Raw genomic sequence first — 18588 nt, 5'->3', positions numbered from 1 at the left:
GGTGCGGTGGCCGGTCGTCACGGGCGCTGCCTCCGGTCGCGGCGCCGGGCCAGCGCTCCCGCGTCGCGGGAGCGCCGGGGCCGGCGCGCGGCGGGAGCGGCGTCCTCACCGGCGTGCGCGGCCATGGCCCGTACGGTCGGGTGGCCGAACATGTCGAGGCGGGTGACCTCCAGGCCGAGCCGCTCCCGCAGGGCGGCGACCACGGAGGTCAGGCGCAGCGAGTCGCCGCCGGCGTCGAAGAAGTTGTCCTCGGCGCCGACCTCCTCCAGGCCCAGCACCTCGCACCAGATACCGGCGATACGGCGCTCCAGGTCGGTGCGGGCGGCCGCCCCGCCGCCCGCGACCCGGGTGCCGCCGGGCCGGGGCAGCGCGGCCCGGTCCACCTTGCCGTTCGGGGTGAGGGGCAGCTCCGGCAGGGCGACGACGGCGGCCGGGACCATGTAGGCGGGCAGCACCTCGCGCAGGCCGGCGCGCAGCGCGTCCGGGGCCGGGGCGCCGGGCCCGGTGACGTAGGCGGCCAGACGGCGCTCGCCCGGCCGGTCCTCGCGCACCACGGCGACGGCGGCGGTGACGCCCTCGGCGCGGCGCAGCGCGGACTCCACCTCGCCGAGTTCGACACGGTAACCGTTGAGCTTGACCTGGCCGTCGATGCGTTCCAGGTACTCCAGACGGCCGTCGGGCAGGTGCCGCACCAGGTCGCCGGTGCGGTAGGCCCGGCCGGCGCCGTCCCCGGGTGCGGTCACGAAGCGTTCGGCGGTCAGCTCCGGGCGGCCCAGGTAGCCGTCGGCGACGCCGTCGCCGGACAGGTACAGCTCGCCGGGGACCCCGGGCGGGACCGGGACGCCGCGCTCGTCGAGGACGTGGCAGCGGGTGTTGCCGATGGGCCGGCCGATGGTGACGGGCTCGCCGGGACGCACCCGGTCGACGGTGGACCAGATGGTCGTCTCGGTCGGCCCGTACATGTTGTACAGGGCGCCGACGAGCGGGGCGAGCCGGTCGGCGAGTTCACCGGGCAGCGGCTCGCCGCCGCACAGGGCGCGCAGCGCCTTATCGCCCGGCCAGCCGGCGGTCAGCAGCATCTGCCAGGTGGTCGGGGTGGCCTGCAGGACCGTGGGCGCGGACCGCTCCACCCGCTCGCGCAGGGCGAAGCCGTCGGCTGCGACGGCGGCGGACAGCACCTCCACGGTGCCGCCGCGCACCAGCGGCAGGTACAGCTCCAGGCCGGCGATGTCGAAGCAGACGGTGGTGAGGGCGAGCAGCGAGTCCGTGGAGCCGAAGCCGGGGGTACGGGCCATGGTCCACAGGAAGTTGACCAGGGCCCGGTGCCCGACCTGGACGCCCTTGGGCGCCCCGGTGGAGCCGGAGGTGTAGATGACGTACGCGGGCGCGCCCGGCTCGGACCGGTCGAACGGCCCGGTCCCGTCCGCCGCGGGGGCGGTGCCGGCCAGGACCTCCGGCACCACGACGGGGGTGGCGGGGAAGCCGGCGAGGGTGCCGCGCAGGGTCTCGTCGGTGAGGACGAGGCCGGCTCCCGAGTCGGTCAGCATGTGGCCGATGCGGGCGGCGGGGTAGATGGGGTCGATCGGCACGTAGGCGGCGCCGCTGCGCATCACCGCGAGCAGGCTGACCAGCAGCTCCGCCGAGCGCTCCAGGAGGACGCCGACCACGCTCCCGGGTCCGGCGCCGAGCCCGGCCAGGTGCCGGGCCAGCCGGTCGGCCGCGGCGTCCAGTTCGGCGTAGGTCAGCTCACGGTCCTCGAAGCGCACGGCCGTGAGGTCGGGGGCGGCACAGGCCAGGTCGCCGATGAGCCGGCTGACGGTGCGCTCGCGCGGATAGTCGGCGGCGGTGTCGTTCCACCGCCGCAGCACCAGCTCCCGCTCCCCGGGGCCGAGCAGGTCGACGGAGCCCAGCGGGCCCTCGGGGGACGCCGCGACGCCGTCGAGGAAGCGGGCGAAGTGCGCCGCCAGCCAGCTTTCCTGACGTTCCGTCACTTCGCTGCCGCCGAAGCGTACCGAGCCGTCGGCGTCGATCCGGACGGTCAGCGGGTGGCGGGCCGGCCCGGCCGGCCCGTCGGGCAGGATCACGGCGACGGGCAGCCCGGTGCGGGCGGCACCGGCCAGCTCGGGGTGGCGCAGCGCCACGTCACGGCGGTACGGCGCGCGGGCCCGGATCCGGTCCAGTTCGGCGCCGGCCCGGCCGGTGAGGCCGTCGAGGGTGTCCTCCAGCAGTCCGTGCGGGGCGCGCAGCGGCACCTCGGGGGCCAGCAGCCCGGCCGCCGCGCCGCCGGTGGGCGGCACGGACACGGCGACGTCCTGTTCACCGCCGCGCGAGAGCCGGGCGAGGAAGGCCAGGACGGCGGCGAGCGCGACCCGCTCGGGCCCGGCGCCGTCACGGGTGAGGGCCGCGGGCAGCGCGACGGGCCCGGCCGGGCGGTCCTGGTCCGCCAGGCCGCCGAACCGGGGCGGCAGCATGGGCTCCAGCGACCGGAGCAGCCGCAGCCAGTGCCGCTCCTGCCGGTGCGCGGCGCGGGCGGCCTCGGCCAGCTCGGCGGCCTCGTCGTCGGTGAGGTGCGGGAAGCGGCCGTCGTGGTCTTCGGCCAGGACCGCGGCGAGCGCGACGGGGTCGAGCCGTTCGCCGGACAGACCGGCGAGACCGGTGAGGCGCACGTCCCGGTCGCCGGTGGCCACGGTGAGGGCGTCGGGGCCAAAGCCGACGACCGTGCCGGGCGCCGCGGTGGAGGCCCGGCCGGTGACCTCCACGCCGCGGACGGCGGCCAGTTCACCGCCGAGGGCGAGCAGCGCGGTGCCGAAGTCGTTGCGTCGGCGCCCGAACGAGGTGGCCCGCACCAGCGCGTCCAGCTCGGCGGCGGGCTGGTGCCAGTCGAAGACACCGGCGCGCGGCAGTCCGTCGTAGCGGCCGTGGTAGGTCCGCAGCCCGAGGTCCTGCGGGGTGCGGGTGACCGTGCTGGCGGCGAGTTCGTCGACCAGTTCGGCGAAGGACTCGATACCCGCCTCGAAGCAGGCGACGTCCAGGTCGTGCGCGGTGGCGTCCTGCTCGACGGGCAGCGCGCGCCGCTTGAGCACGTCGCCGGTGTCGGCCTCGCGGTCCATCACGTGCCAGGTCACGCCGTGCTGCTTGTCGCCCTCCAGGATCGCCCAGCTCGTGGCGAACAGACCGGCGTGCCGGGGCAGCGGGCCGTCGTGGAAGTTCACCGGCAGCCCGGTCGGCAGCGCCAGCACCTCCTCGGGCAGCATCCGCAGGTTGGCGATGCTGAACAGGTGGTCGAAGCGCAGCGGCGCCAGCCGCTCGGCGAGATCCGGGCCGAACCGCACGGCGGGCAGGCCCTCGCCCTCGGCCCAGGCGAGCAGCTCGGGCGACGGGGACACCACGGCGGCCACCGTGTGCCCGCGGGCCAGGAGCAGTCTCGTGCACTCGACGAGGAGGGTCTCCTCGCCGATCACGACGCAAGCGAACGGCTCGGCAGTCATCGTCCGTCTCCTTCGAACTTCCCGCGCTCCGCGAGCAGTACGGCCAGCAGTTCGTCCACGGCCGCGTCGGACAGGCCCTCGATCAGACGCCCGGCGTCGTCGGCCCGGCCGGGACCGGCCGGGGCGGCGGCGGGTCCGGGGACCGTGCCGGACCCCGGGGTGGTGGCGGGCCCGGCGGGTGCCGGGACCGGCCGGGACCCGGCGGCGGCCGGCTCGGCGGGCCGGACCGCGGCCTCGGCGGCCGGTCCGGCGGACCGCTCCGGGACCGGTTCACCGGCCGGCGCCGGGGCCGGACCGTTGGTCGTCGCCCGCAGGCCGTGGAAGTGCTCGGCCAGGCGCCGGACGGTGATGCGCTCGAAGAGCAGCGTCGCCGGCTGGGGGCCGTACACGGCCTCCAGGGCCCGGGTCAGTTCCAGCACGACCAGCGAGTCCACTCCGTAGTTCTCGAAGGTGAGGTCCGGGTCGAGCTGGTCCGGGGCGAGTTCCAGCACCCGGGCGAACACCTCGGTCACCCTGCGCAGTTCGTCGTCGACGGCCGTGCGGTCACCGGCGGGAGCGGCCGGGGCGGCGACGCGAGCGGCAGGGGCCTCGGCGCCCGCGGCCCGGGGCGCGGCCTGGACGGCCGGGGGCCGGGACGCGGGGACCAGGCCGTCACTCACGGCGGCGATCACGCTCTGGAAGGCCGGACCGGCCTCCGTGGCCGGTGCCGCCGCGCCGATGTGGGTGAACCCGCAGACGGCCAGCGCGTCCCGCCACTGGCGTTCGCTCGCCAGCGGCGAGCGGGGCAGCCGCTGCTCGGGGTCGGCGAACAGCCACCAGCCGGGGGTGAGTCCGAAGACGAGCGCGAGCTGGTCCCGGGGCCGGGTGCCCTCGACGAGCAGCAGGGCCCCGCCCCGCCGCAGCAGCGCCTTGGCCCGCAGCAGCGTGCCGGTCAGGCGCTGCGTGGCGTGGAAGACGTTGGTGCCGAGCACCACGTCGTACGCGCCGGGTTCGACGCCCTGGCCCTCGGCGGCCGCCTCGATGTCGAGCACTTCGAAGCGGGCGAAGGGGTGGCCGGCGGCGAACCGGGTCCGGGCCTTGCGGACGAAGGCCGGGGAGACGTCGGTGAAGACGTACTCCACGGAACCGGCGTACGGCGCCAGCGCGGCCAGCACCGTCGCGGTGGTCCCGCCGGTGCCCGCGCCGACCTCCAGGATCCGTACCGTGCGGCCGGGCTCGGCGGCCAGGCGGTCCCGAACCCGTTCGGTCACCAGCCGCGCCACCTCGGCGTTGCAGCGGTCGGTGACCGGGTCGCCCCGGTACACGGCGGCCACGCGCTCGGCGGAGCCGTCGGGGAAGAGGACGTCCATCGCGGAGCGGCGGCCGGTGAGCACGTCGGGCAGGGCGGCCAGGCAGTCCCGCAGCAGCGTGCCGATGGGGGCGAGGGCCGGGTGCCGGTCCGTCAGGTCGCCGAGCGCGGCCACCAGGGCGGCCTCGTCCTCCACGGCGCGGCCCGTCGGACGGAGCCCGCCGTCGTCGTCGGCGCGCAGCAGACCCGTCGTCACCAGGATGGCGAGCTGGGCCTCGAACAGGGCCCGGTGCTCCGGTACGACACCGAGCCGGGCGGCGAGTTCCCCGGGGCCGGTCGCCCGGGCGCCGGGGGTGAACCGCTCGAACAGGCCGGCCCGGCGCAGGGCCCCGGCCAGCAGCCGGTGCGCGAGATCCTCCAGGAGGTCGACCGCGCGCTGGTGCCCGGCCAGTTCGCCGTCGTCGGTGATGGTCCGGGCGGAGAAACCGATCCCGGGCAGCGGGCCGGCGGTGCCGCCGGGCGCGCCGGGCAGCACGGTCAGGGTGCGGTCCGGGTCGATGCCCAGGTTGTCCAGGATGTGCCGCTCGGCGTCCAGCGCGAACACCTGCGGCAGGCCGGCCGCCAGCGTGCGCTCCACCACGGTCATGCCGCGCTCGGCGGTCAGCGGCCGGATGCCGGCGGCCTCGAACCGGCGCAGCACGCGCTCGCGTTCGGGGTCACCGCCCGCGTGCCAGTACCCGAGGTTCAGGACCCGCACCGGGAAGGGCAGCGTCCGCCCGGCGTGCGCGGCGTAGGCGTCGGCGAAGGTGCAGCCGGCCGCGTACCCGGCCTGGCCGTGGTTGCCCTCGAAGGCCACGCCGGAGGAGTAGAAGAGCACGAAGTCCAGCGGCTCCTCGCGCACCGCGTCGAGCACCGCGAAGGCGGTGTCCGTCTTGGACTCCACGGCGCCGCGCAGCTCCGGTTCGGACAGCTCGCGCAGCTCCCGGTTGACCAGCACCATCGCCGCGTTGAACACGCCGTGCAGGGCGCCGAACTCCTGCCGGGCCAGCCGGACGGCCTCGGCGAGCGCGGCCGGGTCGCCGGCGTCCAGGGCGAGGTGGCGCACCTCGGCCCCGTCCTTCTCCAGCCCGGCGATGGTGCGCCGGCTCGTCTCGTCCAGCGGTGAACGGCCGACCACGACCAGCTTCGCCCCGTAGGCGCGGGCGAGGTGCCGGCAGGTGTCCCGGCCGACGGCGCCGAGACCGCCGACGACGAGGTAGACCCCGCCCTGCCGGAACGGGGCCGCGGCGGCGGGCAGTTCGACGCGTTCGAGGGTGCGGACCCGGCGCACGCCGCCCCGGATCGACACCGGGGCCGGACGGGCCGGGAACGGCTCGGCCGCGATCGCCCGCGCGGTCTGCGCGGCCTCCGCGGAGCGCACGTCGACCAGCGCGACCCTCAGGTTCGGGTACTCCTTGGCCGCCACGGACGCCAGTCCCGCGAGGCCGGCGGCCCACGGGGCGGAGGCGTCGCCCGCCTCCAGCGGGTGCACGTCGGTGGTGACGACCTTCAGCCGCAGCGCCCGGTCGAGGACGCCGTGCCGGTCCAGGGCCCGCACCAGGCGGTGCAGGGCGAGGACCGAGCGGTCCGTCAGGGCCCGGAGCTCACGCCTTCCGGCGGGCTCGCGTCCGGCGGGGTCAGTCGCTTCGGCGCCCGTCTCCGCACCGGTTCCGGTGCCGAGGAAGTAGACCAGGTCCGGCGTGGCCTCGCGCAGGGCGCGGTCCAGGCCGGCGTCGGTCAGGCCGTCGGCGCCGATCCGCAGCAGCCGTACGTCCGTCCCGGGGTGGGCGGCGGTGAGGTCCGCGGCGAGGCCGGTGTCCGGCCGCTCGGCGACCAGCAGCACGGTCCGGGCGGGTCCGGCCGGCTCGCCGGCCGGGCGGGCGGTCCACACGGGCCGGTGGACGACCACCGCCGGGTCCTTGGCCCGGCGGTAGGTCAGGCCGGTGAACCGGACGCGGGCGGCGCCGGCGTCGTCGCAGAGCAGGACGTCGTAGCGGTCGGTGCCGGTCCGGCGGACGTACGACCAGCCGGTGACCGGGACCTGGCCGAGGACGTCGACGCGGTCGGCCGCGAAGGGCAGCATCGGCGTGCTCCGGTCCGGGCGGTGACGTGCCATCAGGGCCGCGACGGTGTGCAGGGCGGCGTCCAGGACGCCCGGGTGCAGGGCGTGGTCCGCGTCGCCGTCCACGCCGCCGATCCGGCCCAGCACCTCCTCGTCGCCGGTCCACACCTCGCGCACCCGGCGGAAGAACGGGCCGTACGGCAGGCCCTGGCCGCTCAGCAGACGGTAGAAGGCGTCCCCGTCCGGGCCCGCGTCGAGGCGGGCGCGCAGCTCCGCCACGTCGAGCGCGGCCGGGGCGTCCTGGGCGTCGCCGACCCGGCCGCGGGAGCGGACGGTGCCGTCGGGGCCGCGCACCTCGTAGCCGTCGCCGTCCAGGGCCACGGACACGTCGTCGCCGGAGCCGGACAGGGCCAGCGGCGCCATCCAGCGCACGTCGGTCAGCGCCCGGCCGGTCAGCGCGCCGTGCGCCTCGGCGACGAGGTCGAGGTGGCCGGTGCCCGGCAGGATGGGCCGGCCGCCGACGACGTGGTCGCGCAGCACGGGCTCGTCCGCCGCGAGCCGCCGCCGCCATTCGCGGGAGGCGGCGGGTGCGGCCGCCCGCTCGGGGACGCGCTGGGCGGGCACCCGGACCCGGAGCGGGGTGGCCGGGCCGGGCCGGGGCGCCGGGGCCCCAGCCGCCGCGGGGCCGGTGTCCAGCCAGTGCCGTACGCGCTCGAACGGGTAGGTGGGCAGCGGTATCCGGCGGAGGGTGCCGGGGCGCATCCGGTCGACCAGGTCCCAGTCGACGGTGACGCCGGACACCCACATCCGGGCCAGCAGGTCGTCTCCCCCGGCGCTGATCTGGGCGGCCAGGAAGTCGCCGCCGCCGGCGGCCTCGGTCAGCAGGCCGGCCAGCGCCGGGTGCTGCTCCACCCGGCCGCGGTGCAGCCGCTGGTCGTCCTCGCCGCGCCCGAACGCGGTGAGCGCGGCCGCCGCGTCGGCGAGGTCGGTGGCGACGAACGCCAGGCGCTCGGCGAGGGGTTCGCGGCCGGTGCGCAGGGTGTGCGAGACGTCGGCGAGCCGGGGCGCGGCCGGGCCGGTCGCGGCGGCGCCGAGGGCGCGGCCCATCTCGGCCGCGTAGGCGCGCAGCCGGTTCTCGTCACGGGCGGAGAGCACGATCAGCCCGGGCGCCTCGGGACCGGCGTCTGCGGGCTCGGGTGCGAGGTACTCCTCGACGACGACGTGGGCGTTGGTGCCGCCCGCGCCGAAGGAGCTGACGGCGGCGCGGCGCGGCAGCGGGCGGCCGTCGGCGTCGTGCGGCCGGGGCCAGGGCCGCGTCTCGCGCTGCACGGTGAACGGCGAGCGGGTGAAGTCGATGACGGGGTTGGTCTCCTCGGCGTGCAGCGTCGGCAGCAGGGTGCCGTTGCGGAGCTGGAGCACGGCCTTGGTGAGCCCGGCGATGCCCGCGGCGCCCTCCAGGTGGCCGATGGCGGACTTCACCGAGCCGAGCGCGCAGAAGCCGGTGTCACCGGTGTCCCGGGCGAAGGCCTGGGCGAGCGCGGTGTGCTCGATCGGGTCGCCGAGGGCGGTGCCGGTGCCGTGGGCCTCGACGCAGCCGATGGTCCGCGCGTCGACGCCGGCGGCGGCCAGGGCCTGTTCGATCAGGGCCTGCTGGGCCTGCGGGTTGGGCACGGTGAAGCCGCTGGTGCGGCCGCCGTGGTTGACGGCGGTGCCGCGGATCACGGCGTGCACGGTGTCGCCGTCGCGCACGGCGTCCGACAGCCGCTTGAGCAGCACGGCGCCGACTCCCTCGCCGGGCACGTAGCCGGTGCCGCCGGCCCCGAAGGCGCGGCACCTGCCGTCGGTGGACAGCATCGTCCGGTGGCTGAGGTGGACGTACTTGTCGGGGTGGACGGAGACGTTCACGCCACCCGCGAGGGCGTACGAGCACTCGCCCCGGCGGATGCTCTCGCAGGCCTGGTGGACGGCGACGAGGGACGCCGAGCAGGCGGTGTCCACGACCACGCTGGGACCGCGGAAGTCGCCGAAGTAGGAGACCTGGTTGGCGATGGAGGCGCGGTTGGCGAGGACCACCTGGTGGTTGCCGCGCGCCGACTCGGTGGCGGCGAGGACGGCGTAGTCGTCCCACATCACGCCGACGAACACGCCGACGTCGTGTCCCTGGCCGCCGAAGCGGGGCGCGGGGATGCGGGAGGGCGGGTAGCCGGCGTTCTCCAGCGCGGACCAGGCGGTCTCCAGGAACAGCCGTTCCTGCGGGTCCATGGTGCGGGCCTGCTTGGGCGAGATCCGGAAGAACAGCGAGTCGAAGCTGTCGACGTCGTCCAGGAAGCCGCCCCAGCGGCCGTAGCTGCGGCCCGGTGCGGCGGGGTCCTGGTCGAACAGGGCGTCGGCGTCCCAGCGGTCGGCCGGCACCTCGGTGACGCAGTCGCGTCCCTCGGCGAGGTTGCGCCAGAACTCGTCCAGGTCGCGGGCCTCGGGGTACCGCCCGCTGATGCCGATGACGGCGATCGGCTCGTCCTCGGCCGGTGCCGGGCGGGCCGGCTCCGGCCGGGCCGCCGGGACCGGGGCGGGCGCGGTGACGGGCGGCGCGGTCGTGGTGCCCACCGCGCCGTGGGTGCCGGCGGTGCCGGCCGGGAAGAGGCGGGCCACGGCGTCGGCGTGTTCGGCGAGGACGTGGTCGGCCAGTTCGTCGACGGTGCGGCACTCGAAGAACACGGTGCCGCGCAGACCGGGGAAGTCCTTGCCGAGCAGGGAGTTGGACTCCATGACGAGCACCGAGTCCAGCCCGTAGTCGTCGAGCGGGATCCGGCTGTCGAGCCGTCCCACGGGCAGCTTCAGCACCCCGGCCAGGGCGGTGCGCAGATGCTCCACGAGCCGGGCCCGCACACGGTCGTCCGCCGCGGGGCGGGCGGTCGCGGCCGGCGTGCCGGCCGCGGCTGCGGCTGCGGCAGGCGGGTTCGGGGCGGGCGCCGCCGGGGTGACGGCGGCCGGGGGCGCCGTGCCGGCGCCGGTCAGGGCCGCGTCGACGGCGGCCGTCTCACCCCAGGCGGGGACCAGCCACGCGGTGCCGGCGCCGAGGGCACCGTCGAGCAGGGCGACGCCCTGGGCGCCGTCGAGCGGCCGCATGCCGGTGCGCCGGGTGTAGGCGGCCAGTTCCTGTTCCCGGACCAGCCCGTCGACCCCGCCGACGGCCCACAGCGGCCAGGCCAGGGACAGGCTGCGGCCGTGCCGCAGGCCCTGCCGCGTCCAGCCCTCGCGCCGGGCCGTGTACAGGTCGGCGAACCGGTTGGCCGTGGCGTAGCTGGCCGCTCCGAAGTCACCGATGACGGAGGAGACGGAGGAGAACACCACGAAGCAGTCGAGGTCGTCGTCACGGGTGAGCCGGTCGAGGTGGACCAGGCCGTGGGTCTTGGCCGCGAGCACCCGGGTGAACCGCTCCCGGTCGCCGGGGTCGGCGCGGCCCTCGTCGGCGACGCCGGCCAGGTGGAACACGCCGTGCAGGGCCCCGAAGCGGTCGCGGGCGGCGGCCAGCGCGGCGGCCAGTTCGTCGGCGCGGGCCACGTCGGCGCGCAGGGCGAGCACCTCGGCACCGAGGCCGGTGAGCGTGCGGTGCCACTCGCGGGCGCCGGCGTCCGGCTCGGAGCGGCCGATCAGCACCAGCTTGGCCGCGCGGGTGCGGGCCAGGTGCTCGGCGAGGACGCGGCCGATGGCTCCGCCGCCGCCGGTGACGACGTGGACGCCTCCGTCCCGCAGGGGTGACGCGGTGGCGCCGGACGGCCGCAGCGGCCGCAGGACGCGGATCTCCCGGCCGCCCTTCGCCGTGCGGCGCGCCTCCAGCCCGGCCGCGCGGGGCACGGCGCGCAGTTCGGCGGCCACGGCCTCGGCGGTCGTGTCGGCCGCGAGGGCCGGGTCGACGCCCAGGGTGAGCAGTTCCAGGCGGGGCGCGGTGGGCGCCGTGGACCGGGCGAATCCGGCCAGGGCGGCCCACTCCGGCCGGTCGAGGCCGTCCTCCTGGGCGTGGAGGACGAGCAGGCGCACCCGGCCGGGCAGGTCGTCGGACCGGGCGGCGCCGAGCACCTGGAGCACCGTGCCGCAGGCCCGGTCGAGGAGGCCGGCGGGGTCCCCTCCGTCCGCGGCCGGGGCGGGTGCGGTCAGGCCCCCCACGACGGCGAGGTCGAGGCCGCCGGGGTGCGCGAGCCCGGCGAGGGCGTCGGCGAGCGCGCCGGGGTCCTCGGGGACGTTCACCACGCGGCGCCACACCCCGGTGGCGGCGAGGGCCGCCTCCAGTTCGGGGTGCCGGCCGAGGACGGCGAGGGTGTCGGCCGCGGTCCCCTGCGCGGGTTCGCCGGCGGCCTCCCAGCGGGGCTCGTACAGGCGCGGCTCGCCGCCCGCGGTGGTGCCCGCGGCGGACGCGGTCCCGGCCGCCTCGGGCCCGGTGGTCCCGGACGCGGTCGCGGGCGCCGGGGTACGGCCCGCGAAGTCACGGAGTTCGGCGAGGACGCGGCCCCGCTCGTCGTAGACGGTCAGGTCGAAGCGGCGGACACCGGCCGTCTCCCCCGTCCGCCGGGCGTGCGCGAGGCAGACCGGCGGCAGCGGGGCGTGCACGTCGAGCGCGCCGAGGCTGAAGGGCACCGCGAGTTCGCCCGCGCGGGGCGCGGTGTCGCGGCCCGCCCAGTGGCAGGCCCGCAGGGCGCCGTCGAGCAGCGCCGGGGGCATCTCGGTGACCGGGCCGCCGTCGCCGGCGTCGAGCCGGACCAGGGCCTCGCCGGCCCCCGCGCGGATCTCGTCGATGACCTGGAAGGAGGGGCCGTAGCCGAACCCGGCGGCCGTGTAGTCGGTGTAGGCGCCGGCCCGGTCGCGCAGGACGGGGAGCCGGGCGCGCAGCGCGTCGAGGTCCTCCGGTGCGGCGGGCGCCGCGGCCGGAGCCGGGACGGCGCGGCCCCGGGCGTGGGTGGTGCGTTCGCCGCCGGTCTCGCCGTACACCTCGAACAGGAGGGCGTCGCCGTCCGGGCGGAAGGAGACGTACACCGTCCGCTCGCCGTCGGCGACCTCCACCGCGCGGCCCCACACCACCTCGCGCAGCGCGTGCCGGACGCCGGGCCGGGCGAGGTGGGCGGCGGCGCGGACGAACTCCAGCGTCGCGGCGCCGGCCAGCATGCGCCGGCCCTCGATGACGTGGTCGCGCAGCAGCGGGTCGCCGGAGCGCAGGGTCTTGGCGAAGCGGACCTCGTCGACGGTCGACTCGTTGGCGTCGACCAGCGGGTGCGGCGCGGACGGGCCGAGGTCCGCGTCGAGCGGGATCCAGTAGCGCTCGGGGGCGAACGGGTAGAGCGGTGCGCGGGTCCGGCGCGGGGCGGGACCCGGCCGGCCGGCGTGCCAGGCCCGCCAGTCGACGTCGTCGCCGGTCAGCCAGCGCCGGGTCAGCTCACCGAGCGGGCCGTCGTCGGTGATCGGGGGCTGGGGTTCTCCGGCGGCGCACCGGCGCAGCGCGGCGGCGACGGCGGCACCGTCGGTCGCGACGACGGCGAAGCGGGCGTCCATGGCCTCGCGGCCGGTCTGGCTGGTGAAGCACAGGTCGGCGAGCGGCACTCGCTCGGTCTCCATGAAGCGGGCGGCGCGTTCGGCGTGGGCGCGCAGCCGCTCCCCGTCCCGGGCGGACAGGACGAAGGCCACCGGCTCACCGGTGTGCTGCCGCGCGGCGGGGACGTCGGTCGCGGGCTCGGGGTGCGGCGACTCCTCCAGTACCAGGTGGGCGTTGGAGCCGCCGGCGCCGAAGGAGCTGAGGCCGGCACGGCGCGGGGTGTCCCCGGCGGGCCAGTCGGCGAGCTCGCGCTGGACGCGGAACGGGGAGCGGTCGAAGTCGATGTTCGGGTTCAGCTCCTCGGCGTGCAGCGAGGGCACCAGCGTGCGGTGGGTGAACTGGAGCAGCGCCTTGGTGAGTCCGGCCATGCCGGCGGCGGACTCCAGGTGGCCCACGTTGGACTTGACCGAGCCGATCGGCCAGGTGCCGGGCCCGGCCTCCGCGGTGCGGTACGCCTGGCCGAGTCCGGTCAGCTCGATCGGGTCGCCGAGCGCGGTGCCGGTGCCGTGGGCCTCGACGTAGCCGATGCCGTCCGGGGTGACCCCGGCCCGCGCCATGGCCTCGGTGACCGCGCGCTGCTGGGCGCGCGGGCTGGGCACGGTGTAGCCGTTGGTCCTGGCGCCGTGGTTGACGGCGCTGCCGAGGATCAGGCCGTGGACGCGGTCGCCGTCCGCCAGGGCGCGCCGGTACGGCTTGAGCAGGACGGCGCCGACGCCCTCGCCGGGCACGTACCCGTCGCCGCCGGCGCCGAAGGCGCGGCAGCGGCCGTCGGAGGACAGGAAGCGGCCCTGGCTGAGGAAGGCGTACTTGTAGGGGTGGACGGAGACGTTGACGCCGCCGGCCAGGGCCAGTTCGCTCTCGCCCCGGCGCAGGCTCTCGCAGGCCAGGTGGATCGCGGTCAGCGAGGAGGAGCACATGGTGTCCAGCGCCATGCTCGGGCCGGACAGGTTCAGGGCGTGGCTGACCCGGTTTGCGATGGTCGCGAACGACGAGCCGGTCAGCGGGCGTCCGCCGCGCAGCGCGTCGAGGGCGCCGTGGAACTGGTACTCGCCGTACATCACGCCGACGTACACGCCGACCGGACGGCCCGCCAGGTCGGCGCGGCGGTAGCCGGCGTCCTCCATGACGTGCCAGGCGTTCTGCAGGAACAGCCGTTCCTGGGGGTCCATCAGCTCCGCCTGGCGCGGGGAGATGCCGAAGAACAGCGGGTCGAAGCGGTCGACGTCGCGCAGGAACCCGCCCCAGCGGGTGTGGGCGCGGCCGGGCGCGGCCGGGTCCGGGTCGTACCAGCGGGTGTGGTCCCAGCGGTCGGCGGGGATCTCCGTCACGCAGTCGCGGGCCTGCGTCAGGTTGGCCCAGAACTCCTCGATGTCGTCCGCCATGGGGTAGCGGCCCGCGATGCCGATGACCGCGATGGCGTCGTCCTCGCCGGCCGGTTCGGGCGCGGCGGACCGGTCGCCGGGTGCGGTGCGGGCCGTACGCGCGGTACGGCCCGCGCGGGCGGTGCGGGAGGCGCGCGCCGTCGCGGTGACCGGAGAGGCGGGCGCGGGCGCGGCGGCCGTCCCGCCGGTCTCCCCGGCCCCCGCGGTGCCGCGCAGTTCGGCGCCGTGGTGCTCGGCGAAGTAGCCGGCGAGTTCGCCGAGGGTCGCGTACTCGAAGAAGAGGGTCTTGGACAGCCGGTCGAACCGCTTGTCCAGTTCGCGGTTGAGCTTGGTGATCGTCAGTGAGTCGATGCCGTGGCGCTCGAACGGGTCGTCCTCGCCGAGTTCGGCCGGGTCCAGGCCCGTCTCGGCGGCGATCAGGGTCCGCAGCAGCGTCACGGCCAGGGCGCGGGGCTCCGCGCCGCCCGGGGCGCCGGCCGCTTCGGCGGTGGCCGGGGCCCGGCCGGCGGGGGCGCGTCCCGCCAGCGCGGCCTCGATCCGCGTCAGGTCGCCGTGGGCCGCGACGAACGCGCCGGGCACGCCGAGGACCCGCTCGAACAGGGCGAGGCCGGTGCCGGTGGGCAGGACGCCGAAGCCGGTGCGGTCGGCGATGTCCGCGGCGGCCTCGTCGGTCTGGCGCATGCCGCCGTCGGCCCACATGGGCCAGGCGACCGAGGTGATGCCCGGGTGGCGCTCGGCGTAGGCGTCCAGGTAGGCGTTGGCGTACGCGTAGTCGGTCTGGCCGGGGCTGCCGATGTGGGCGGCGATCGAGGAGAAGGCGACGAAGAAGTCCAGCGGGTCGTCGGCGGTGGCGGCGTGGAGCGCTTGGACTCCGCCCGCCTTGGGCGCGAGGACGGCGGCGAAGTCGTCGGCGGACTTGGTCAGGGCGAAGCCGTCGCGCAGCACGCCGGCCGCGTGGACGACCCCGGTGACGGGGCCCATCTCCGCGCGCACCGACGCCAGCCGCCGCTCCACCGCCGCCTGGTCGGAGACGTCCACCGTGCGGTAGGTGAGGCGTTCGCCGAGTGCGGCGGGCGGCTGCTCGGAGCGGCCGAGCAGCACCACGCGGGCGTCGGCGCGGCCGAGGATCCAGTCCGCGACGGCACGGCCGAGTCCGCCCGCGCCGCCGGAGACGACGTAGACGCCGCCGTCGCGGACGGCGACGGGTTCGGCGGCCGGGGCGGGCGCGGGCCGGGGCACCCGGCGGCCGGCGGCGGTGTGGGCGACCTCGGGGTCGCGGCCGTCACCGGCCAGTTCGGCGGCGAGCGCGGCCGTCTCGTCCACGCCTTCGGCGAGTCCGACGGCCTGGACGGCGAGCAGCGGGTTCTCGGCCCGTACGGTCCGGGCGAAGGCGCCCAGCGCGGCACGCTCGGGCCGCGCGCCGCCGGCGTCGTGGCGGTGCAGCAGCAGGACGCGCACGGGCGTGGTGGGCCGGGCCCGCAACAGCCGCTGGACCAGCGCCAGCGCCTCCTCGGCCGTGGGCTCGTCCACCAGCAGCAGGTCCGGTACGGCCCCGTCCGGCAGGCCGGTCCCGCTGTCCGGCGCGGTCACCTCGCCGACGCCCTGTCCGGTCAGGGCGGTGGTGAGCCGCTCGCGGCGGGCGGCGGTCGCGGCGAGGACGACGCCGGTGGCGCCGGCCGGGGTGCCGGCGGGGTCGGCGGGCGCGTCGGTCCAGCGGCGCACCAGCAGGGCCCGCTCACCCGGTGCGGCGGGTCCGGCCGCGGGCGCCCCGCCCGTTCCGCCGAGCACCCGTACGGTCAGGTCGGTCAGCCGGGCGAGGACGGTGCCGTGGTCGTCGGTGAGGGTCAGGTCGGCGCGGGCCGAGCGCTCGCCCAGCGGGCGGGTGGTGACCAGCGCCCGGCAGGCACCGGTGAGCGGGGCGTGCACCGACAGTCCGGCGAGGGCCAGGGGCAGGAAGCCCTCGGCGGTGTCGCCGTAGGCGCGGGTGAGGAGCAGCACCAGGGCGTGCAGGGCGCCGTCGAGGAGCGCGGGGTTGAGGACCGCGCCGTCGAGCGTGGCGCCGTCGGGCAGTTCGAGGGTGGCCAGGGCCTCCCCCTCGCCCAGCCGGACCTCGGTGAGGGCACGCATCCGGGGCCCGTAGTCGAGGCCGAGGCGGCGCAGCGTGTCGTAGCACTCGGGGTGCCGGAGCGTCTCGGTGCAGCGGGCGGCCGCCGCCGCGAGGTCGACGGGGGCGGGCCGGTCGGCCGGTCCCGGCTCGACGGCTCCGGCCGCGTACACGGTGTCGTCGCCGGTGATCTCGAATCCGGCGCCGTCGTCCTCGCGCCAGAGCGAGATCAGCGAGGTGCGCGGCCCGGTGGCGTGGCTCAGCAGGCGCTCGAAGGAGACGTCGTGCAGGGAGACGGCCGTACCGAGCGACAACTCAGCGGCCGCGCGGGCGAGTTCGAGGTACGCGGCGGCGGGCATGACGGGTTCGCCCTGGACCCGGTGGTCGGCGAGGTAGAACTCCTCGCCGGTCCGGGTGGTGCGGTAGGCGAGGGTGTCGAGGGTGGAGACGTTCTCGTCGAGCAGGGGGTGCGGGCCCGGGGCGGCGAGCTGCGGGGCGGTGGCCCGGTCCGGTCCGGTCAGCCAGCAGCGGCGGCCCTCGAACGGATAGGTGGGCAGCGGCACCCGGCCGCGCTCCTCGCCCGCGAACCAGGCGGCCCAGTCGACGTCGGCCCCGGCCTGCCAGGCGCGGGCCACGCCGCCGTACGGCCCGTCGGCGACGCCGAGGGCGGCCCCGCGCACCTCGTCCGCCGCGCCGCGCAGCGCGATCCGGTCGCGGCCCGGGGCGGGGCGCGGCGCCTCGGCGCCGGAACGGCCGAGAGCGGCCACGGCCTCGCCGGGGGTCAGCGCGCCGGTGACGCACGCGGCGAGGTGGGCGGCGAGTCCGTCGCCGTGGACGGCGACGGGCCGCAGACCGAGGTCCAGCCACAGCCTGCCGAGCGCGTACTGCACGGCGAAGGCGGCGCCGGGGGCGCCGTGGTCGAGCGCGCCGGCGGCCACGGCCGCCGCGTGGTGCCCGGCGAAGGCGGGTTCCGCGGCGCACCACCGCTCGGCCAGCCCGGCCGCGTCCGGCACCTCCTCGGCGAAGACGAAGGACACCTCGCCCGTGGCGGGCCGTTCGGGCACCTGCGCGCCGCGGAGCGCGTCGGCGAGGGCGGCGGGGCCGGCGCCGGTGACGGCGAGCCGGTACTCGTGGGCGCGGCGCCCGACCGCCAGGGTGTAGGCGACGTCGGCGAGCGCGGCCGGGTCGTCGCTCTCCAGGTGGGCGGCCAGGTCGTCGGCCGCGGTGCGCAGCGCGCTCGGGGTGCGGGCGGAGACCACCAGGACCTGCCGCGGGCGGGAGTCGCCGGCGGCGGGCGCGGGCGGCGCCTCCTGGAGCACGGCGTGCGCGTTGGTGCCGCCGATGCCGAAGGAGCTGACGCCCGCGCGCAGCGGCCCGTCCCCGGTCCACGGGGTGGTGGCGGTGCTGACCTGGAAGGGGCTCGCGGCGAAGTCGACGGCCGGGTTGGGCGTGTGGTGGTTGACGGTCGGCACCAGGGTGCGGTGCTTCATCATCAGCGCCGTCTTGATGACGCCGGCGACGCCGGCGGCGGCGTCGAGGTGGCCGACGTTGGACTTCACCGACCCGATCGCGCAGAAGCCGGTGTCGGCGGTGGCCTCGCGGAAGGCCTTGGTGAGGGCGGACACCTCGACGGGGTCGCCGAGCCGGGTCGCGGTGCCGTGGGCCTCGACGTAGCCGATGGAGCGCGGGTCGACACCGGAGACGGTGTGCGCCTCCCGGATGACGGCGCTCTGCCCTGCGGCGCCGGGGGCGGCGAAACTGACCTTGCCGCTGCCGTCGTTGTTGGTGGCCGTGCCCTTGATGACGGCGTGGATGGTGTCCCGGTCGACGAGGGCGTCCCGCAGCGGCTTCAGGACGACGACGCCCACGCCGTTGCCGAGGACGGTGCCGCCGGCGTCCGCGTCGAAGGCGCGCACGTGCCCGTCCGGGGACAGGATGGCGCCTTCCTCGTACAAGTAGCCCTTGACCTGCGGCAGTTTGACGGTGACGCCGCCGGCCAGGGCCATGTCGCACTCGCCGTTGATCAGGCCCTGGCAGGCGAGGTGCAGGGCGACCAGCGAGGTGGAGCAGGCGGTCTGCACGGTGTAGCTCGGGCCCTTGAGGTCGAGCTTGTACGACAGCCTCGTGGCCAGGTAGTCCTTGTCGTTGCCGACCATCACCGCGAAGTGGTTCGAGGTGGTGGTCTGGTCGACGTGCGGCAGGACGTGCTGCTGGAGGTAGGTGTTGATGGCGGCGCCGGCGTAGACGCTGATCAGCCCGTCGAAGCGGGCCGGGTCGTAGCCGGCGTTCTCGAGGGCCGCGTGCCCGGTCTGCAGCATGACGCGGTGCTGCGGGTCGGTCATGGCGGCCTCGGCCGGGGTGAACTCGAAGTACCCGGTGTCGAAGAGGTCGACGCCGGGGATGATGCCGTGCGCCGGGACGTAGGCGGGGTCCGTCAGCAGCCGGGAGGGCACGCCGGCGGCCGCCAGTTCCTCGGGGCTGAACCGGGTGATGCCCTCGCGGCCCTCGCGCAGGAGCTGCCAGAAGGAGTCCAGGTCGTCGGCGCCGGGGAAACGCCCGGCCATGCCGATGATCGCCACATCCGTCTCGGCCGCCTGGACCTCGGGGCTGCTCACTGGGCCAACTCTTCCTTCTCGTGTGGCCG

The 18588-nt window shown here is 77.1% G+C and carries 2 protein-coding genes; both read right to left on the bottom strand.

All coding sequences use genetic code 11. From position 1 onward, the window contains the following. Positions 1 to 17: 17 nt before the first annotated feature. Positions 18 to 3488, bottom strand: a complete 3471-nt coding sequence (locus ACWCPN_RS16555) for an amino acid adenylation domain-containing protein (RefSeq protein WP_451206381.1) — start codon at positions 3486 to 3488, stop codon at positions 18 to 20. Continuing rightward, positions 3485 to 18559 carry an SDR family NAD(P)-dependent oxidoreductase gene (locus tag ACWCPN_RS16550; RefSeq protein WP_451206379.1) on the bottom strand — a complete coding sequence of 5025 codons (15075 nt, stop codon included), beginning with the start codon at positions 18557 to 18559 and terminating at the stop codon, positions 3485 to 3487. Before ACWCPN_RS16550 ends, ACWCPN_RS16555 begins: the two co-directional genes overlap by 4 nt. Between the last annotated feature and the right edge of the window lie 29 nt (positions 18560 to 18588).

It is taken from the genome of Streptomyces sp. NPDC002386 (genome assembly GCF_053593175.1).
The sequence above is the reverse complement of the archived record's forward strand: the minus strand, read 5'-3'. Positions and strand labels throughout refer to the sequence as shown.